14 protein-coding genes are annotated in these 16,498 nt (G+C 61.3%); 1 reads left to right on the top strand and 13 read right to left on the bottom strand.

Annotated features, from left to right (window positions below; translation table 11 throughout):
• Positions 1–273 precede the first annotated feature (273 nt).
• From brnQ to sdhC, 10 genes are all read right to left on the bottom strand, one after another.
• Complete coding sequence (gene brnQ, locus KSS90_RS08805; RefSeq protein WP_217869034.1) at positions 274–1,587, bottom strand: branched-chain amino acid transport system II carrier protein; 1,314 nt, start codon at positions 1,585–1,587, stop codon at positions 274–276.
• A 391-nt stretch (positions 1,588–1,978) separates the two neighbouring features.
• Positions 1,979–2,863 carry a succinate--CoA ligase subunit alpha gene (sucD, locus tag KSS90_RS08800; protein ID WP_004376004.1) on the bottom strand — a complete coding sequence of 295 codons (885 nt, stop codon included), beginning with the start codon at positions 2,861–2,863 and terminating at the stop codon, positions 1,979–1,981.
• The gene (gene sucC, locus KSS90_RS08795; protein ID WP_023629628.1) at positions 2,863–4,029 is read right to left on the bottom strand and encodes an ADP-forming succinate--CoA ligase subunit beta; all 1,167 of its coding nucleotides are present in this window, start codon (positions 4,027–4,029) and stop codon (positions 2,863–2,865) included. The genes sucD and sucC overlap by 1 nt, the downstream gene beginning before the upstream one ends.
• A 172-nt stretch (positions 4,030–4,201) precedes the next feature.
• The gene (gene lpdA / locus KSS90_RS08790) at positions 4,202–5,638 is read right to left on the bottom strand and encodes a dihydrolipoyl dehydrogenase (RefSeq protein ID WP_217869033.1); all 1,437 of its coding nucleotides are present in this window, start codon (positions 5,636–5,638) and stop codon (positions 4,202–4,204) included.
• Between the two features lie 90 nt (positions 5,639–5,728).
• Positions 5,729–6,955 carry a 2-oxoglutarate dehydrogenase complex dihydrolipoyllysine-residue succinyltransferase gene (gene odhB / locus KSS90_RS08785; protein WP_046854766.1) on the bottom strand — a complete coding sequence of 409 codons (1,227 nt, stop codon included), beginning with the start codon at positions 6,953–6,955 and terminating at the stop codon, positions 5,729–5,731.
• Between the two features lie 42 nt (positions 6,956–6,997).
• Positions 6,998–9,829, bottom strand: a complete 2,832-nt coding sequence (locus KSS90_RS08780; protein WP_102684706.1) for a 2-oxoglutarate dehydrogenase E1 component — start codon at positions 9,827–9,829, stop codon at positions 6,998–7,000.
• A gap of 246 nt (positions 9,830–10,075) precedes the next feature.
• Positions 10,076–10,780 carry a succinate dehydrogenase iron-sulfur subunit gene (locus KSS90_RS08775; RefSeq protein WP_172231853.1) on the bottom strand — a complete coding sequence of 235 codons (705 nt, stop codon included), beginning with the start codon at positions 10,778–10,780 and terminating at the stop codon, positions 10,076–10,078.
• An 11-nt stretch (positions 10,781–10,791) separates the two neighbouring features.
• Positions 10,792–12,564, bottom strand: coding sequence for a succinate dehydrogenase flavoprotein subunit (gene sdhA, locus KSS90_RS08770; protein ID WP_023628895.1), 1,773 nt, complete (start codon positions 12,562–12,564; stop codon positions 10,792–10,794).
• Between the two features lie 3 nt (positions 12,565–12,567).
• Complete coding sequence (gene sdhD / locus KSS90_RS08765) at positions 12,568–12,936, bottom strand: succinate dehydrogenase, hydrophobic membrane anchor protein (protein ID WP_023628896.1); 369 nt, start codon at positions 12,934–12,936, stop codon at positions 12,568–12,570.
• Positions 12,930–13,316 carry a succinate dehydrogenase, cytochrome b556 subunit gene (gene sdhC / locus KSS90_RS08760; protein WP_023628897.1) on the bottom strand — a complete coding sequence of 129 codons (387 nt, stop codon included), beginning with the start codon at positions 13,314–13,316 and terminating at the stop codon, positions 12,930–12,932. The genes sdhD and sdhC overlap by 7 nt, the downstream gene beginning before the upstream one ends.
• Positions 13,317–13,668: 352 nt before the next feature.
• Between sdhC and gltA the strand changes: the two genes are divergently transcribed.
• Positions 13,669–14,958 carry a citrate synthase gene (gltA, locus tag KSS90_RS08755; protein ID WP_217869032.1) on the top strand — a complete coding sequence of 430 codons (1,290 nt, stop codon included), beginning with the start codon at positions 13,669–13,671 and terminating at the stop codon, positions 14,956–14,958.
• 69 nt (positions 14,959–15,027) lie between these two features.
• Here the strand turns inward: gltA and KSS90_RS08750 are convergent, their stop codons facing one another.
• From KSS90_RS08750 to KSS90_RS08740, 3 genes are all read right to left on the bottom strand, one after another.
• Positions 15,028–15,633, bottom strand: a complete 606-nt coding sequence (locus KSS90_RS08750) for an START domain-containing protein (RefSeq protein WP_217869031.1) — start codon at positions 15,631–15,633, stop codon at positions 15,028–15,030.
• A 33-nt stretch (positions 15,634–15,666) separates the two neighbouring features.
• Positions 15,667–15,921 (bottom strand): YkgJ family cysteine cluster protein, encoded by a 255-nt coding sequence (locus tag KSS90_RS08745; RefSeq protein ID WP_217869030.1) that lies wholly within the window; start codon positions 15,919–15,921, stop codon positions 15,667–15,669.
• Positions 15,922–16,028: 107 nt separating this feature from the next.
• Positions 16,029–16,487, bottom strand: a complete 459-nt coding sequence (locus KSS90_RS08740) for a hypothetical protein (RefSeq protein ID WP_217869029.1) — start codon at positions 16,485–16,487, stop codon at positions 16,029–16,031.
• Positions 16,488–16,498: the final 11 nt, after the last annotated feature.

Raw genomic sequence — 16,498 nt, 5'->3', positions numbered from 1 at the left:
TTTAAAGAGAAACAGACCGGTTTTCGACGCCCGGATTCGTTAAAAGACACGTGTCTGGCGTTCAGTTTTTGCCTGCACTGACCTCATCGCCGGCAAGCCGGCTCCCACAAGGGATCACTGCCCCTCTGTGGGAGCCGGCTTGCCGGCGATGAGGCCAGAACAGAAAGACGGTAATAAAAAACCCCGCGCCTTTCGGCAGCGGGGTTTCGATATCCACCTTTGACGGGGGCCCTTCGGCTTTTGGCCAGCGCCCCACCATTGGGTTTCAATCCATCAGGCCAGCGCCTCGCGCGGCTTGCCCAGCATGCGGTCGCAGACCACGGCGACGGCCAGGGTGACCACCGAAGGCACCAGCCAGGCCATGCCTTCATTGCTGAACGGCAGGTGAGCCATGGCGTCAGGCAGCACGTGGGCGAAGCTGCTGCCCTTGATGGCGTCGACAACGCCGAACACCAGCGACACCAGCATGACTGGGGCCAGGATGCGGGTTGGCGAGTTCCACAGGTCTTTCACGAAGCTCAGGCCCACGACCACGATGCACGGTGGGTAGATCGCCGTCAGCACCGGAATCGAGAACATGATCAGCTTGGTCAGGCCCAGGTTGGAGATCACCAGCGAGAAACCAGCCAGGATCACCACCAGGGCACGGTACGACAGCGGCAGGATCTGGCTGAAGTACTCGGCACAGGCGCAGGTCAGACCCACGGCGGTGACCAGGCAGGCAAGCGCGATCAGTACCGCCAGGAAACCACTGCCCAGCGAACCGAAGGTGTGCTGCACATAGGCATGCAATACCATCGCACCGTTGGTGGCATCGGCGGCGATGTCATGGCTGCCCGCGCCGAGGCGGAACAGGCTGACATACACCAGGACCAGGCCCACGCCGGCAATCAGCCCCGCGATGATGGCATAGCGGGTGATCAGCTTCGGCGACTCGACTCCGCGCGAGCGGATGGCATTGACGATGACGATACCGAAGACCAGGGCTCCCAACGTGTCCATGGTCAGGTAACCATCGGAGAAACCTTTGGAGAACGCGGCGGCGGCGTAAGCAGGCTGGGCCTCGCCGATGGTGCCGGCTGGCAACGCGAACGCCGCGATGCCCAGCACAGCCAGGGCGATGATCTTCAACGGCGCCAGGAAACGCCCCACGGTGTCGAGCAGCTTGCCCGGGTACATGGACACGGCCAGGACCACGGCAAAGTACACCACGCTGTAGATGAGCAGCGCGATCGGGCTTTCACCGGTCAGCGGCGCCACGCCCACTTCGAACGACACGGTCGCGGTGCGCGGGGTAGCGAACAGCGGGCCAACCGAGAGGTAGCACACCGCCGCCAGCAGGCCGCCAAAGAACTTGCCGATAGGGCTGCTCAGGGCGTCCATGCCGCCACCGACCTTGGCCAGGGCGACCACGGTGATGACCGGCAGGCCCACGGCGGTAACCAGGAAGCCGAGCGCGGCCATCCACACGTGCGGACCGGACTGCAGGCCGACGATGGGCGGGAAGATGATGTTGCCGGCGCCTACGAAAAGCGCAAACGTCATAAAGCCAAGCGCCAGGATATCCTGGCCTTTTAACTCTTTCATTTAAGGAAATACCACACTGCTGAAATCGGGAGTCGGAGGGGATTTCCCATAGGATGAAGGGAAATGCTGCCCGGCTTGGTGAGCCAGACCCGTTTAGCGTGTCGTTCCCTTTTGGGGTACGGGCACAGAGTGAACGCGTAGCCTACCTGTTTTGCCCGACAAACGCACTGGCACAGTGCTGCTTGTCCGATGTGCGTATGTGTTTGTCGTCTGGTTGACCGTGTTAAGCGACAATTTATTGCGTATTCAAGCGAATGTCTGGTTGAAAATCCTGATAGAGGTCATAGGAAATTCCGCATGTGTGCAACTCTGCGACACAAAGTAATCCCCCAACAACGACAAAGGCCACCCGAAGGTGGCCTCTGTGCGCGTGGGGGGTACTACGTATTGCTTACTTCTTGACTTCCCAGCCAGTCAGCTCGGCCAGGGCCTTGCCGATGTCAGCCAGGGAACGCACGGTCTTAACACCAGCGTCCTGCAGGGCGGCGAACTTCTCGTCCGCGGTACCCTTGCCACCAGAGATGATGGCGCCAGCGTGGCCCATGCGCTTGCCCGCTGGTGCGGTAACACCGGCGATGTAGGAAACGACAGGCTTGGTCACGTTGGCCTTGATGTAGGCCGCGGCTTCTTCCTCAGCGGAACCGCCGATCTCACCGATCATGACGATCGCTTCGGTCTTCGGATCTTCCTGGAACAGCTTCAGGATATCGATGAAGTTGGAGCCCGGGATCGGGTCACCGCCGATGCCGACGCAGGTCGACTGGCCGAAGCCGGCGTCGGTGGTCTGCTTGACAGCTTCGTAGGTCAGGGTTCCGGAACGCGAAACGATACCGACCTTGCCTGGCAGGTGGATGTGACCTGGCATGATGCCGATCTTGCACTCGCCCGGAGTGATCACGCCTGGGCAGTTCGGGCCGATCAGGGTCACGCCCAGCTCGTCGCACTTGACCTTGGCGTCCAGCATGTCGAGGGTAGGGATACCCTCGGTGATGCAGACGATCAGCTTGATGCCACCGAAGGCGGCTTCCAGGATCGAGTCCTTGCAGAAAGGAGCCGGTACGTAGATGACCGACGCGTCAGCGCCGGTGGCCTCTACGGCTTCTTTCACGGTGTTGAACACCGGCAGGCCCAGGTGGGTGGTGCCACCCTTGCCTGGGGTAACGCCGCCGACCATCTTGGTGCCGTAGGCGATGGCTTGTTCGGAGTGGAAAGTACCCTGCGAGCCGGTGAAGCCCTGGCAGATGACTTTGGTGTCTTTATTGATCAGGACGCTCATTACTTGCCCTCCGCAGCTTTGACAACTTGTTGAGCAGCGTCGGTCAGGCTGGTTGCCGCAATGATGTTCAAACCGCTTTCTGCCAGTACTTTAGCGCCCAGTTCGGCGTTGTTGCCTTCAAGGCGAACGACAACCGGAACCTTGACGCCGACTTCTTTCACCGCACCGATGATGCCTTCGGCAATCATGTCGCAGCGAACGATGCCGCCGAAGATGTTGACCAGTACGGCCGCGACATTGCTGTCCGACAGAATGATCTTGAACGCTTCGGTAACGCGCTCTTTGGTAGCGCCGCCGCCAACGTCGAGGAAGTTGGCAGGCTTGCCGCCGTGCAGGTTGACGATGTCCATGGTACCCATGGCCAGGCCGGCACCGTTGACCATGCAGCCGATGTTGCCTTCGAGGGCAACGTAGTTCAGTTCGAACTTGGCGGCGTGGGCTTCACGGGCGTCGTCCTGCGACGGGTCGTGGAAGGTCTTCAGCTTAGGCTGACGGTACATGGCGTTGGCGTCGATGTTGATCTTGGCATCGAGGCAGTGCAGATCGCCATCGGCCTTGATCACCAGCGGGTTCACTTCCAGCAGGGCCAGATCGTGATCCTTGAACAGCTTGGCCAGGCCTACGAAGATCTTGGCGAACTGTTGAACTTGCTTGCCTTCCAGGCCCAGCTGGAACGCCAGCTCGCGACCCTGGAACGGCTGAGCGCCGACCAGCGGATCGATGGTGGCCTTGAGGATCTTCTCAGGAGTGTCGTGAGCGACTTTCTCGATGTCCACGCCACCTTCGGTGGAAGCCATGAACACGATGCGGCGGCTCGAACGATCGACTACAGCGCCCAGGTACAGCTCTTTGGCGATGTCAGTGCAGGATTCGACCAGGATCTTGGAAACTGGCTGACCATTGGCGTCGGTCTGGTAGGTAACCAGGTTCTTGCCAAGCCACTGGGCAGCGAACGCCTTGGCGTCTTCCTTGCTGCGAACCAGCTTGACGCCGCCCGCTTTACCGCGACCACCAGCGTGAACCTGGGCTTTTACAACCCACTCGGAACCGCCGATCTTGTCGCAGGCTTCTGCTGCAGCTTCAGGGGTGTCGACTGCGAAACCCTTGGAAACTGGCAGGCCGTATTCAGCGAACAGCTGCTTACCCTGATACTCGTGAAGATTCATGCTTTTTACCGTCTTCGTTAGGTACTGCGCTTCGGCGCTGCGCCATTACTGGCGCCGCACCACCTGTGACCGTTGACCCCGGGTTTTCCCATGTGATCCGGTCCGGCGGACGTTCCGCGGTGAGTCTTGCACGCAAGACCCACGACGGGCAGACCGCCGTGGTTTCTTATAATTAACGCTTCTTACGGTTGGCGACGTGAATGGCACCGCCATTCACCGCCAGCGCTGCTTCATGCAACGCTTCGGACAGGGTCGGATGGCTGAAGACCATCATGCCCAGATCCTCGGCACTGGTGCCGAATTCCATTGCGATCGCGCCCTGCTGTACCAGTTCGGCAGCCGATGGGCCAATCACGTGAACACCCAGGACGCGGTCGGTCTTGGCGTCGGCGATGACCTTGACGAAACCACCGGTATCGTTGGCTGCCATCGCACGGCCGCTGGCCGCGAACGGGAAGGTGCCTACGTTAACCTCAACACCCTCGGCCTTCAAGGCTTGTTCGGTCTTGCCGACCCACGCGATTTCCGGGTGGGTGTAGATGACCGACGGGATCAGGTCGTAGTTCATCTGGGCCTTGTGGCCCTTGATGCGCTCGACGACCATGATGCCCTCTTCCGAGGCCTTGTGCGCCAGCATCATGCCACGCACCACGTCACCGATGGCGAATACGCCCGGAACGCTGGTAGCGCAGTGGTCATCGACGAAGATGTAGCCACGCTCGTCGATGGTCACACCGCTGTCGGCAGCCAGCAGGTCAGTGGTCACCGGACGACGGCCGACCGCGACGATCAGCTTGTCGAAGGTGATCTTCTGCTCGCCTTCGGCGTTGGTGTAGGTGACTTCGACTTCGTTGCCGTTGACTTTCGAGCCGGTGACGCGAGCGCCCAGCTTGATGTCCAGGCCTTGCTTGGTCAGGGTCTTCTGGGCTTCTTTCGACACAGCGGTGTCGGCAGCCATCAGGAAGGTGTCCAGGGCTTCCAGGACGGTGACTTCGGCACCCAGGCGAGCCCAGACCGAGCCCAGTTCCAGGCCGATCACGCCGGCACCGATGACGCCCAGGCGCTTCGGTACAGTTTGGAACTCCAGGGCGCCGGTGGAGTCGACGATGACGTTCTGGTCGACCGGAGCCGGTGGAATGTCGATCGGACGCGAGCCGGAAGCCAGGATCACATTGTCGGCTTCGATGACTTCGGTGGTGCCGTCAGCCTTGGTGACTTCGACTTTCTTGCCGGCCAGCAGCTTGCCGTGGCCCTGGATCGAAGTGACGCCGTTGGCCTTGAACAGGGTGGCAACACCACCGGTCAGGTTCTTGACGATGCCGGCCTTGCGGCCAACCATCGCGGCGACGTCCATCTTCACTTCACCAGTGGAGATACCGTGGATGTTGAAGCTCTCTTTGGCTTCCTTGTACTTCCAGGAGCTGTCCAGCAGCGCCTTGGAAGGAATGCAACCTACGTTCAGGCAGGTGCCGCCCAGGGCCAGCTTGCCCTCGGCGTCGGTGTACTTCTCGATACAGGCAGTCTTCAGACCGAGTTGGGCAGCCTTGATGGCGGCAACATAGCCGCCAGGACCTGCACCAATCACCACTACGTCGAATTTCTGGGTCATAAAAGATTCCTTATCAGCTACAAGCTACAAGCCGCGTACCGCACGGCCCCGTCTCTTGAAAAACGGGGCCGGCGGCGCGCAGCTAGTTGATTAGATGTCCAGCAGCAGGCGAGACGGATCTTCCAGCAGGTTCTTGATGGTCACCAGGAAGGTTACCGCTTCCTTGCCGTCGATCAGGCGGTGGTCGTAGGACAGCGCCAGGTACATCATCGGACGGATCACGACCTGGCCATTGATGGCCATCGGGCGCTGGATGATGTTATGCATGCCCAGGATGGCAGCCTGCGGCGGGTTGACGATCGGGGTCGACATCATCGAGCCGAAGGTACCACCGTTGGTGATGGTGAAGGTACCGCCGGTCATCTCTTCGATCGACAGCTTGCCATCACGGGCCTTCTTGCCGAAGGTGGCGATGCCGTTCTCGATTTCGGCCAGCGACATCGACTCGGCGTTGCGCAGGACCGGAACCACCAGGCCGCGATCGCTGGAGACGGCGACGCCGACGTCAGCGAAACCGTGGTAGACGATGTCGTTGCCGTCGATCGAGGCGTTGACCGCTGGGAAGCGCTTCAGCGCCTCGGTGGCAGCCTTGACGAAGAACGACATGAAGCCCAGGCGCACGCCATTGTGGGTCTTCTCGAACAGGTCTTTGTACTTCGAACGCAGGGCCATGACTTCGGTCATGTCGACTTCGTTGAAGGTGGTCAGCATCGCCATGTTCGACTGGGCTTCGACCAGACGCTCGGCGATCTTGGCGCGCAGACGGGTCATCGGCACGCGCTTCTCGGTGCGGTCGCCAGCGGCAACCACAACCGGGGCAGCGGCAGCAGCGGCAGGCTTGGCAGCCGGAGCGGCGGCAGGCGCGGACTTCTTGTTGGCAACAGCCGCAACCACGTCTTCCTTGGTGATGCGACCGCCTTTGCCGGTGCCGGCAACGGTAGCCAGGTCGATGCCGTTCTCTTCGGCCAGCTTGCGCGCGGCAGGCGCGGCAACCGGGTCGTCTTCACCAGCGTCGGCGGCAGCAGCGGCAGCCGGTGCAGCAGCGGCCGGAGCGGCAGCTGGTGCGGCGGCAGCGGCGCCGCCTTCAACGATCGAGCCCAGCACTTCGTCGGACAGGACGGTGTCGCCCTCGCCCTTGACGATGGCGCCCAGCACGCCATCGGCGGTGGCCAGGACTTCCAGGACGACTTTGTCGGTTTCGATGTCGACGATCAGCTCGTCACGCTTGACGGCGTCGCCCGGCTGCTTGTGCCAGGTGGCAACGGTGCCATCGGCAACCGATTCCGGGAAGGTTGGGGCTTTGATCTCGATAGCCATTATCTGTGTTTCCTTAAATTCGGTTTCAGGTGCGCGAAGGCGTTAGACAGTGAAGGCGTCTTGCAGCAGTTTTTCCTGCTGTTCGGCGTGCTTCGAAGCGTAACCACAGGCTGGCGCGGCGGATGCGTCGCGGCCGGCGTATTCCAGGACCAGTGCCTTGTTGTGGCGGCCCAGGATACGGCGCATGTGGTGCTGGCTGCTGTACCAGGCGCCCTGGTTCATCGGCTCTTCCTGACACCACACTGCATGCTTGAGGTTGGTGTAAGGCGCAAGGATCTCGACCAGGTCGTCCTCAGGGAACGGATACAGCTGTTCGATACGCACGATGGCGATGTCTTCGCGGCCTTCGGCACGGCGTTTTTCCAGCAGGTCGTAGTAGACCTTGCCGCCGCACAGCACCAGGCGTTCGACCTTGGCCGGATCGAGGGTATCGATTTCCGGGATCACGGTCTGGAACGAGCCTTCGGCCAGGTCTTCCAGGGTCGAGATGGCCAGCTTGTGGCGCAGCAGCGACTTTGGAGTGAGCACCACCAGCGGCTTGCGCAGCGGGCGGATGACCTGACGACGCAGCAGGTGGTAGATCTGTGCCGGGGTGGTCGGCACGCACACCTGGATGTTGTGCTCGGCGCACAGCTGCAGGTAACGCTCCAGACGCGCGGAGGAGTGCTCCGGGCCCTGCCCTTCATAACCGTGTGGCAGCAGCATGGTCAGACCGCACAGACGGCCCCACTTGTGCTCGCCGCTGGTGATGAACTGGTCGATCACCACTTGCGCGCCGTTGGCGAAGTCGCCGAACTGGGCTTCCCAGATCACCAGCGCGTTCGGCGTGGTGGTCGAGTAGCCGTATTCGAACGCCAGTACCGCCTCTTCCGAAAGGAAGGAGTCGTACAGGTCGAAGCGCGGCTGGCCCGGGAACAGGTTCTTCAGCGGCACATAGGTGCTGGCGTCCTTCTGGTTGTGCAGCACCGCGTGACGGTGCGAGAAGGTGCCACGGCCGATGTCCTGGCCGGTCATGCGGATCGGGTGACCTTCGAACTGCAGAGTGGCGTAGGCCATGGTCTCTGCGTAACCCCAGTTGATCGGCAAGCCACCGGCCTGCATCTTCTGGCGATCTTCGTAGATCTTCGCGACCTGACGCTGGACGACGAAGCCCTCTGGCAGCTCGAGCAGCTTGGCCGACAGTTCCTGCAGGGTCTTGAGGTCGAAGCGGGTGTCGTGACGCGCGGTCCAGGCATGGCCCAGGTAGGGACGCCAGTCGACGAACAGCTCGCGGTTCGGCTCCTTGACCAGGCTCTTGACCACGTGCAGGCCGTTGTCCAGGGCGTTGCGGTACTCGTCGATCTTGGCCTGGGCGCGTTCGGCGTCGATGCGACCGGCGCTGATCAGTTGCTCGGCATACAGCTCACGGGTGGTGCGCTGCTTGCTGATCTGCTGGTACATCAGCGGCTGGGTGCCGTTCGGCTCGTCGGCCTCGTTGTGGCCACGACGGCGGTAGCAGACCAGGTCGATGACCACGTCACGCTTGAACTGCATACGGTAGTCGATGGCCAGCTGGGTGACGAACATCACCGCTTCCGGATCGTCGCCGTTCACGTGCAGGATCGGCGCCTGGATCATCTTGGCAACGTCGGTGGCGTACTCGGTGGAGCGCGCGTCCAGCGGGTTGCTGATGGTGAAACCGACCTGGTTGTTGATTACGATGTGCACGGTGCCGCCGGTCTTGAAACCGCGGGTCTGCGACATCTGGAAGGTTTCCATGACCACGCCCTGGCCGGCGAACGCTGCGTCACCGTGGATCGAGATCGGCAGAACCTTGTCGCCAACGCTGTCGTTGCGGCGATCCTGGCGGGCGCGAACCGAACCTTCCACCACTGGCGAGACGATTTCCAGGTGGGAGGGGTTGAACGCCATGGCCAGGTGGACTTCGCCACCGGGGGTCATCACGTTGGAGGAGAAGCCCTGGTGATACTTCACGTCACCGGAGCCCAGCTCGTTCATCTTCTTGCCTTCGAACTCGTCGAACAGCTCGCGCGGGTTCTTGCCGAAGGTGTTGACGAGCACGTTCAGGCGGCCACGGTGGGCCATGCCGATCACGACTTCCTTGGTACCGTAGGAGCCGGAGCGCTGGATCATTTCGTCCAGCATCGGGATCAGGCTTTCGCCACCCTCCAGACCGAAGCGCTTGGTGCCCGGGTACTTGGTGCCCAGGTACTTCTCCAGGCCCTCACCGGCCGTGACGCGCTCGAGCAGGTGAGCCTGCACGTCGGCGGAGAATTCCGGACGGCCACGTACGCTTTCCAGGCGCTGCTGGAACCAGCTGCGCTGCTCGGAATCGACGATGTGGGTGAATTCGGCACCAATGGTGCGACAATATGTCTTCTCGAGCGCCTCGAAAATTTCGCGTAGGCTCGCTTCCTCTTTGCCGATGAACAGGTCGCCGGCACGGAAGGTCGTATCAAGATCGGCATTGGTCAAGCCGTAATGATTGATCGACAGGTCTACGGGCGCAGGGCGCTGCCACAACCCCAACGGGTCGAGCTTGGCAGCCTGATGGCCGCGCATACGATAGGCCTGGATCAGTCGCAGTACTTCAACCTGCTTCTTCTCGTGTTCTGTGCTCACGCTCCCGGCGGAAACCGGTTGGGCGCGGCGCTGGTTCTTTGCCAGCAGTACGAAATGGTCGCGGATCGTCGAGTGCGATACATCGGTAGCGGTGCTGCCGTCGGCGGGCAACTTCTGGAAGTAAGTGCGCCACTCTTCTGGCACAGCGTTAGGGTCGTGCAGGTAGAGCTCATAAAGCTCTTCCACATATGCAGCGTTACCACCTGAAAGGTGGGCGCTTTCCCACATGCGCTGCATCACGCTTTCTTGCATGCTTGGTCACCCTCGGTTAGGGGACTGATCGGCGAGAGCCACAGCAAACCTGGAAAAGTCCGAACACAGCGACTGAACCACGCCACTTGGATCCTGCTGATTTTCCGGGTACCAGCCCGGAAAGCCCCTGCTGGTCTCATATCTTCATAGGTAATGAGCGCGGGCTTTGTGGGCCCTTGCTCGGGTTTTACCTCAGTGCGGGCTCACCACCCGCACCTCGGCTTACTGCAGGTACAACGTTTTGAATCAGGTACCGCTTTGCAGCAGCATGTTACGTACGTGGCCGATTGCCTTGGTCGGGTTCAGTCCCTTCGGGCAAACGTTCACGCAGTTCATGATCCCGCGGCAGCGGAACACGCTGAACGGGTCATCCAGGGACGCCAGGCGCTCCTGAGTCTTGGTGTCACGGCTGTCAGCCAGGAAGCGATAGGCCTGCAGCAGGGCGGCGGGGCCCAGGAACTTGTCCGGGTTCCACCAGAACGACGGGCAGGAGGTCGAGCAGCAAGCGCACAGGATGCACTCGTACAGACCGTCCAGCTTGTCGCGGTCTTCCGGCGACTGCAGACGCTCGATGGCCGGGGCCGGCGTATCGTTCTGCAGGAACGGCTTCACCTTCTCGTACTGCTTGTAGAAGATGCTCATATCGACCACCAAGTCACGAATGACCGGCAGACCAGGCAGCGGACGCAGGATCAGCTTGTTGCCCTTGACCACGCCCGACAGCGGAGTGATGCAGGCCAGGCCGTTCTTGCCGTTCATGTTCATGCCGTCGGAACCGCACACGCCTTCACGGCAGGAGCGACGGTACGAGAAGCCCTCGTCCTTTTCCTTGATCAGTGCCAGCACGTCCAGAACCATCAGGTCCTTGCCGCCGGTATCGACGTCGAACGACTCCATCTTGGGCGCCGAGTCGGTGTCGGGGTTGTAGCGATAAACTTCGACTTTCAACATAGCAGCCACCCTTAGTAAGTCCGGACTTTTGGTTCGAAGGCAGGAACTGTCTTCGGCGCAAAGTTGACGCCGCGCTTGGCGACGCGCTTCTCACCCGGGTAGTACAGGGTGTGGCACAGCCAGTTCTCGTCGTCACGGTCTTCGAAGTCTTCACGGGCGTGCGCGCCGCGGGACTCTTTACGGGCTTCGGCCGCGATGGCGGTAGCTTCGGCGACTTCCAGCAGGTTCTGCAGCTCCAGCGCTTCGATACGCGCGGTGTTGAAGGCCTGGGACTTGTCGTTGATCTTGACGTTGGCGATGCGGTCACGCAGGCCAGCCAGCTGCTCGATACCCTTCTGCATGTATTCGCCGGTACGGAATACACCGAAGTAGTTCTGCATGCAGCTCTGCAGCTCGCGCTTCAGGCTTGCCACGTCTTCGCCGCTGGTACGCTCGTTGAGCTTGTTCAGGCGGTTCAGGGCAACATCGACGTCGGTGTCGCTGGCATCGCGGTACTCGACGCCTTCGGTCAGTGCTTTTTCCAGGTGCAGACCAGCGGCACGGCCGAACACCACCAGATCGAGCAGCGAGTTGCCGCCCAGGCGGTTGGCACCGTGGACCGATACGCAGGCCACTTCGCCCACGGCGAACAAGCCCGGGATGATGTGGTCCTTGCCCTCGGCGTCCATGGTGATGGCCTGGCCATGAATGTTGGTGGCAACGCCGCCCATCATGTAGTGGCAGGTCGGCACGACCGGAACCGGCGCGACCACAGGGTCGACGTGGGCGAAGGTCTTGGACAGCTCGCAGATACCAGGCAGGCGGCTGTGCAGCACTTCCTCGCCCAGGTGATCCAGCTTCAGCAGCACGTGGTCCTTGTTCGGGCCCACGCCGTTGCCGGCGATGATTTCCTTGACCATGGAACGGGCGACCACGTCGCGGCCGGCCAGGTCTTTCGCGTTCGGCGCGTAACGCTCCATGAAGCGCTCGCCGTGGGCGTTGATCAGGTAGCCACCCTCACCGCGGCAACCTTCGGTGACCAGTACACCAGCGCCGGCGATGCCGGTCGGGTGGAACTGCCACATCTCGATATCCTGCACCGGTACGCCGGCACGCAGGGCCATGCCGATACCGTCGCCGGTATTGATCAGGGCGTTGGTGGTGGAGGCGTAGATACGGCCAGCACCGCCAGTCGCCAGCACGGTGGCCTTGGACTTGATGTACATGGTTTCGCCGGTTTCGATGCAGATCGCGATCACACCGACGAACGCGCCGTCCTGGTTCTTCACCAGGTCAACGGCGTAGTACTCGTTGAGGAAGGTGGTGCCTGCCTTCAGGTTGCCCTGGTACAGGGTGTGCAGCAGCGCGTGACCGGTACGGTCGGAGGCTGCGCAGGTACGGGCAGCCTGGCCGCCCTTACCGAAGTCCTTGGACTGGCCACCGAACGGACGCTGGTAGATACGACCGGTTTCGGTACGCGAGAACGGCAGGCCCATGTGATCCAGCTCGAAGACCGCGGCCGGGCCTTCCTGACACATGTACTCGATAGCGTCCTGGTCACCGATGTAGTCGGAACCCTTGACGGTATCGTACATGTGCCAGCGCCAGTCGTCGTTCGGGTCGGCCGAAGCGATGGCGCAGGTGATGCCGCCCTGGGCGGAAACGGTATGCGAACGGGTCGGGAACACCTTGGTGACTACGGCGGTCTTGTGGCCGCCTTGAGCCAGTTGCAGTGCTGCGCGCATGCCGGCGCCGCCACCACCGATGATGATGGCGTCGAAGGAAATCGTTGGAATGTTAGCCATGAATCAGATACCCCAGAGAATCTGCACACCCCAGACGAAGTAAGCGAACATCGCTACGCCGCATACCGCCTGGAACAGGAAACGAATCGCAGTCGCCGACTTGCCGAACGCCATCGGCGTCAGGTAGTCGGTGGCAATGGTCCACATGCCGACCCAGGCGTGGGCGCCCAGGGCAACGAGGGCCAGCAGACTGAAGATGCGCATCGCGTTGTTGGTGAACAGAGCGTGCCACTGGGCGTAGTCGATGCCCGGGTGGGCGGCGAGGTAGCCGATCAGGAAGATGAAGTAAGCCGCGAGAACGACCGCCGAGACGCGCTGCGCCATCCAGTCGTAGAGGCCCGAACGCGACAGGTTCGTGACGTTAGTTACCATACCCAAACTCCTGCCAGAACGATCAGCACCACGGAGATGACGATCACGATTTTCGAGCCCAGCTTGCCGCCTTCCAGCGTCTCACCGACACCCATGTCCATGATCAGGTGGCGCACACCTGCCACGAGGTGATACAGCAGGCCGGACAGCAGGCCCCAGGTCACCAGTTTGGCCAGCGGACTGGTCAGACACGCCTTCACCTCGGCAAAGCCTTCCTCCGAACCCAGCGACTTGCCCAATGCGTAGAGCATGATGGCAAGACCGAGGAAGAGGATGACGCCGGAGATACGGTGAAGAATGGACGTGTACGCGGTGATCGGGAGTTTGATGGTCCTTAGGTCTAGGTTTACAGGTCGTTGGCTTTTCACGGCTTTTTTCACACTGAAGAGCCCCTAGCTAACAGGGCAAAGTTGTTGGTAAGTGTACTGGTCAGGTACCCACCACCCAGGAGAGCGACGACACCCAGCAGGGCGGGCTTGAAAGCCCCTGAGAGTCGGCTGCCGAGTATAGACAGTTAGGCTGCTTATGACAACGTGAGGGGCTAGCCCAAATAGCGCATTGCCTTTAGTGAGCAAAAGGCGTAAACGGGCGAGAATTTCGTGAAAAATCAGGCCTCAGAGGGCGTTTCAACCAGCCTTTAGGCAAATTGACATTCGAATTTATCCCTCTATAGTGGTGCGGGCCCTGCGTGGGGGGTCTGTCTGATGATTTCAAGCATTAATAGGAGGCCACATGGCTGACAAAAAAGCGCAGTTGATCATCGAGGGCGCTGCCCCCGTCGAGCTGCCCATTTTAACCGGCACCGTTGGTCCCGATGTTATCGACGTCCGCGGGTTGGGGGCATCCGGCCACTTCACCTTCGACCCTGGTTTCATGGCGACCGCCTCGTGCGAGTCGAAGATCACCTACATCGACGGCGACAAGGGCGTGCTGCTGCACCGCGGCTACCCCATCGAACAGCTCGCCGAACAGTCGGACTACCTCGAGACTTGCTACCTGCTGCTCAACGGCGAATTGCCGAATGCCGAGCAGAAGGCCCAGTTCGTCAGCACGGTGAAGAACCACACCATGGTTCACGAGCAGTTGAAGTCGTTCTTCAACGGCTTCCGCCGCGACGCCCACCCGATGGCGGTGATGTGCGGCGTGGTCGGCGCCCTGTCGGCGTTCTATCACGACTCGTTGGACATCAATAACCCGCAGCACCGCGAAATCTCCGCGGTACGCCTGGTCGCAAAAATGCCGACCCTGGCCGCGATGGTCTACAAGTACTCCATGGGCCAGCCCATGATGTACCCGCGCAACGACCTGTCGTACGCGGAAAATTTCCTGCACATGATGTTCAACACCCCGTGCGAGATCAAACCGATCAGCCCGGTGCTGGCCAAGGCGATGGACCGGATCTTCATCCTCCACGCCGACCACGAGCAGAACGCCTCCACCTCCACCGTACGTCTGGCGGGCTCCTCGGGTGCCAACCCGTTCGCCTGTATCGCTGCCGGCATCGCCGCACTGTGGGGCCCAGCCCACGGCGGTGCGAACGAAGCCGTACTGACCATGCTCGATGAAATCGGCGATGTCTCGAACATCGACAAGTTCATCGCCAAGGCCAAGGACAAGAACGACCCGTTCAAGCTCATGGGCTTCGGTCACCGCGTGTACAAGAACCGCGACCCGCGCGCCACCGTGATGAAGAAGACCTGCGATGAAGTGCTCAGCGAGCTGGGCATCAAGAACGACCCGCAGCTGGAACTGGCAATGCGCCTGGAAGAGATCGCCCTGACCGATCCGTACTTCGTCGAGCGCTCGCTGTACCCGAACGTCGACTTCTACTCGGGCATCATCCTCAAGGCCATTGGCATTCCGACCAGCATGTTCACCGTGATCTTCGCCCTGGCGCGGACCGTCGGCTGGATCTCGCACTGGAAGGAAATGCTCTCCAGCCCGTACAAGATCGGCCGTCCGCGCCAGCTGTACACCGGCTACGAGCAGCGCGACATCGTGACCCTGCAAGACCGCAAGTAAGCCTTACTGGCCGAACGCAAAAAGGCTGCCCTCGGGCAGCCTTTCTTGTTTCTGCGTTGCCGGCACCGATCACTGCTTCTCGGCACGCTCCTTCAACCCCTTCAGGGTATTGAACGGCGCATCTACCACGAACTTGTTGGCCAGCCAGGACGGCACGCTGCCACCCGGCTCGGTATGCACCTGATAGGTCACCTCGGTGCTGTCGCCCTTGGGCACCAGCTTCCAGAAGCCCTCTACCTGGGCGACGCGCACAAAGCCCTTTTCCTCCGGCAGATACTTCGGCTGCCCCTCAAGCTTGCGGGTCAGGCTGCCATCAGCCTCCTGGACAGTGGTCACATGCAGGATCGAATCCCGTGGCGTCACCGGCCAGGGGGTATTGAACTGGGTGTAGGTCCAGCTCTGGTCGCCCTCGCTCTTGAGCAGTTTCTGCGACTTGCACTCGTGGATCCAGGCGCAGGCCCCCACCACGTCTTCCTGCAATGCCTTGACCTTGGCCAACGGCGCCTTGATCACCGCCACGCCTCGGTAGGCCTTGTACTTGGAACCGGCGACCTCGCTGAGAGACACCTTGATCCCCTCCTCGTCCTTGGCCACCTGCCAGTTCTCTGCCCAGGCCGTCGGTGCCAGCACGACACCCATGCCACACAGCAGTGCAATACGCTTGATCGATCTCATCATCTTGTTCCTTGTTGTCGAGGATCCAACCTGTCACGCCGCCGTCATCTGCTCCAGCCACCCGATGACGCGAATGGCCTCGTCACGATCGTTGCCACAAATATCCACTTCCGCCTTGAAGCCGCCACACACCTGCGGTCGCTCGGGCTTGCCGAACAGCGCACAGAGATTTTCGACATTCAGGTGCAGGCAACGTTCGCCGGCCGGCTTGCCCTGCGGCATGCCGGGGATAGGCGAACTGATGGACGGGGCGATGCAGCAGGCACCGCAGCCCTCGCGGCATTTCATGACAACAGGACTCCCAGGAGCAAAACGGGACGAACGTCCCTGGATACTAACCGCTCAAACATTTGTTTGAAATTGCCGAGCGAATGAAAAAGACCGTGACCAGGCAGTCAGTTGCGGAATTCGAAATCGATCGCCGCGCCGTCGACGTCGCGCCGGCTGTCGTTGCGCAACTGCAGCTGCATTTCGTTGCTGATCAGCCGGCCGTTGAGCTGGAACGGGCTGCTGTCGGATTCCGGCTTGGTGGGGAACATCGACGGCAGCAGCGGCTTGCGCACCACCGGCCCATCACCCAGGTCCGGCTCGAGATGCCTGACCATCTCACTCGGCAGGCTCAGGTCGATCTTCGGCTTGGGCAGCGGTTTCGCGACAGCCTTGCTGACAGGCTTGGCCTTCACCTTGGGCTTGGCCTTTGGTTTGGCCTTTGGTTTGGGCTTGGCTACAACCTTGGCCGCCGACTTGGGCGCCGCCTGCGCCTTGGCAGCAGGCTCGGCAGCCTGCACCGCCCCGGCCAGCAGCCAAGGCAACGCGCAACACAAGGCAATGACAAGAGGACGAAACAGGTTCATGGGTACCGGGA

The organism is Pseudomonas maumuensis, from assembly GCF_019139675.1.
Classification (GTDB): domain Bacteria; phylum Pseudomonadota; class Gammaproteobacteria; order Pseudomonadales; family Pseudomonadaceae; genus Aquipseudomonas; species Aquipseudomonas maumuensis.
Note: the sequence above shows the minus strand (reverse complement) of the source record. Positions and strands in the feature narration are given on the sequence as shown.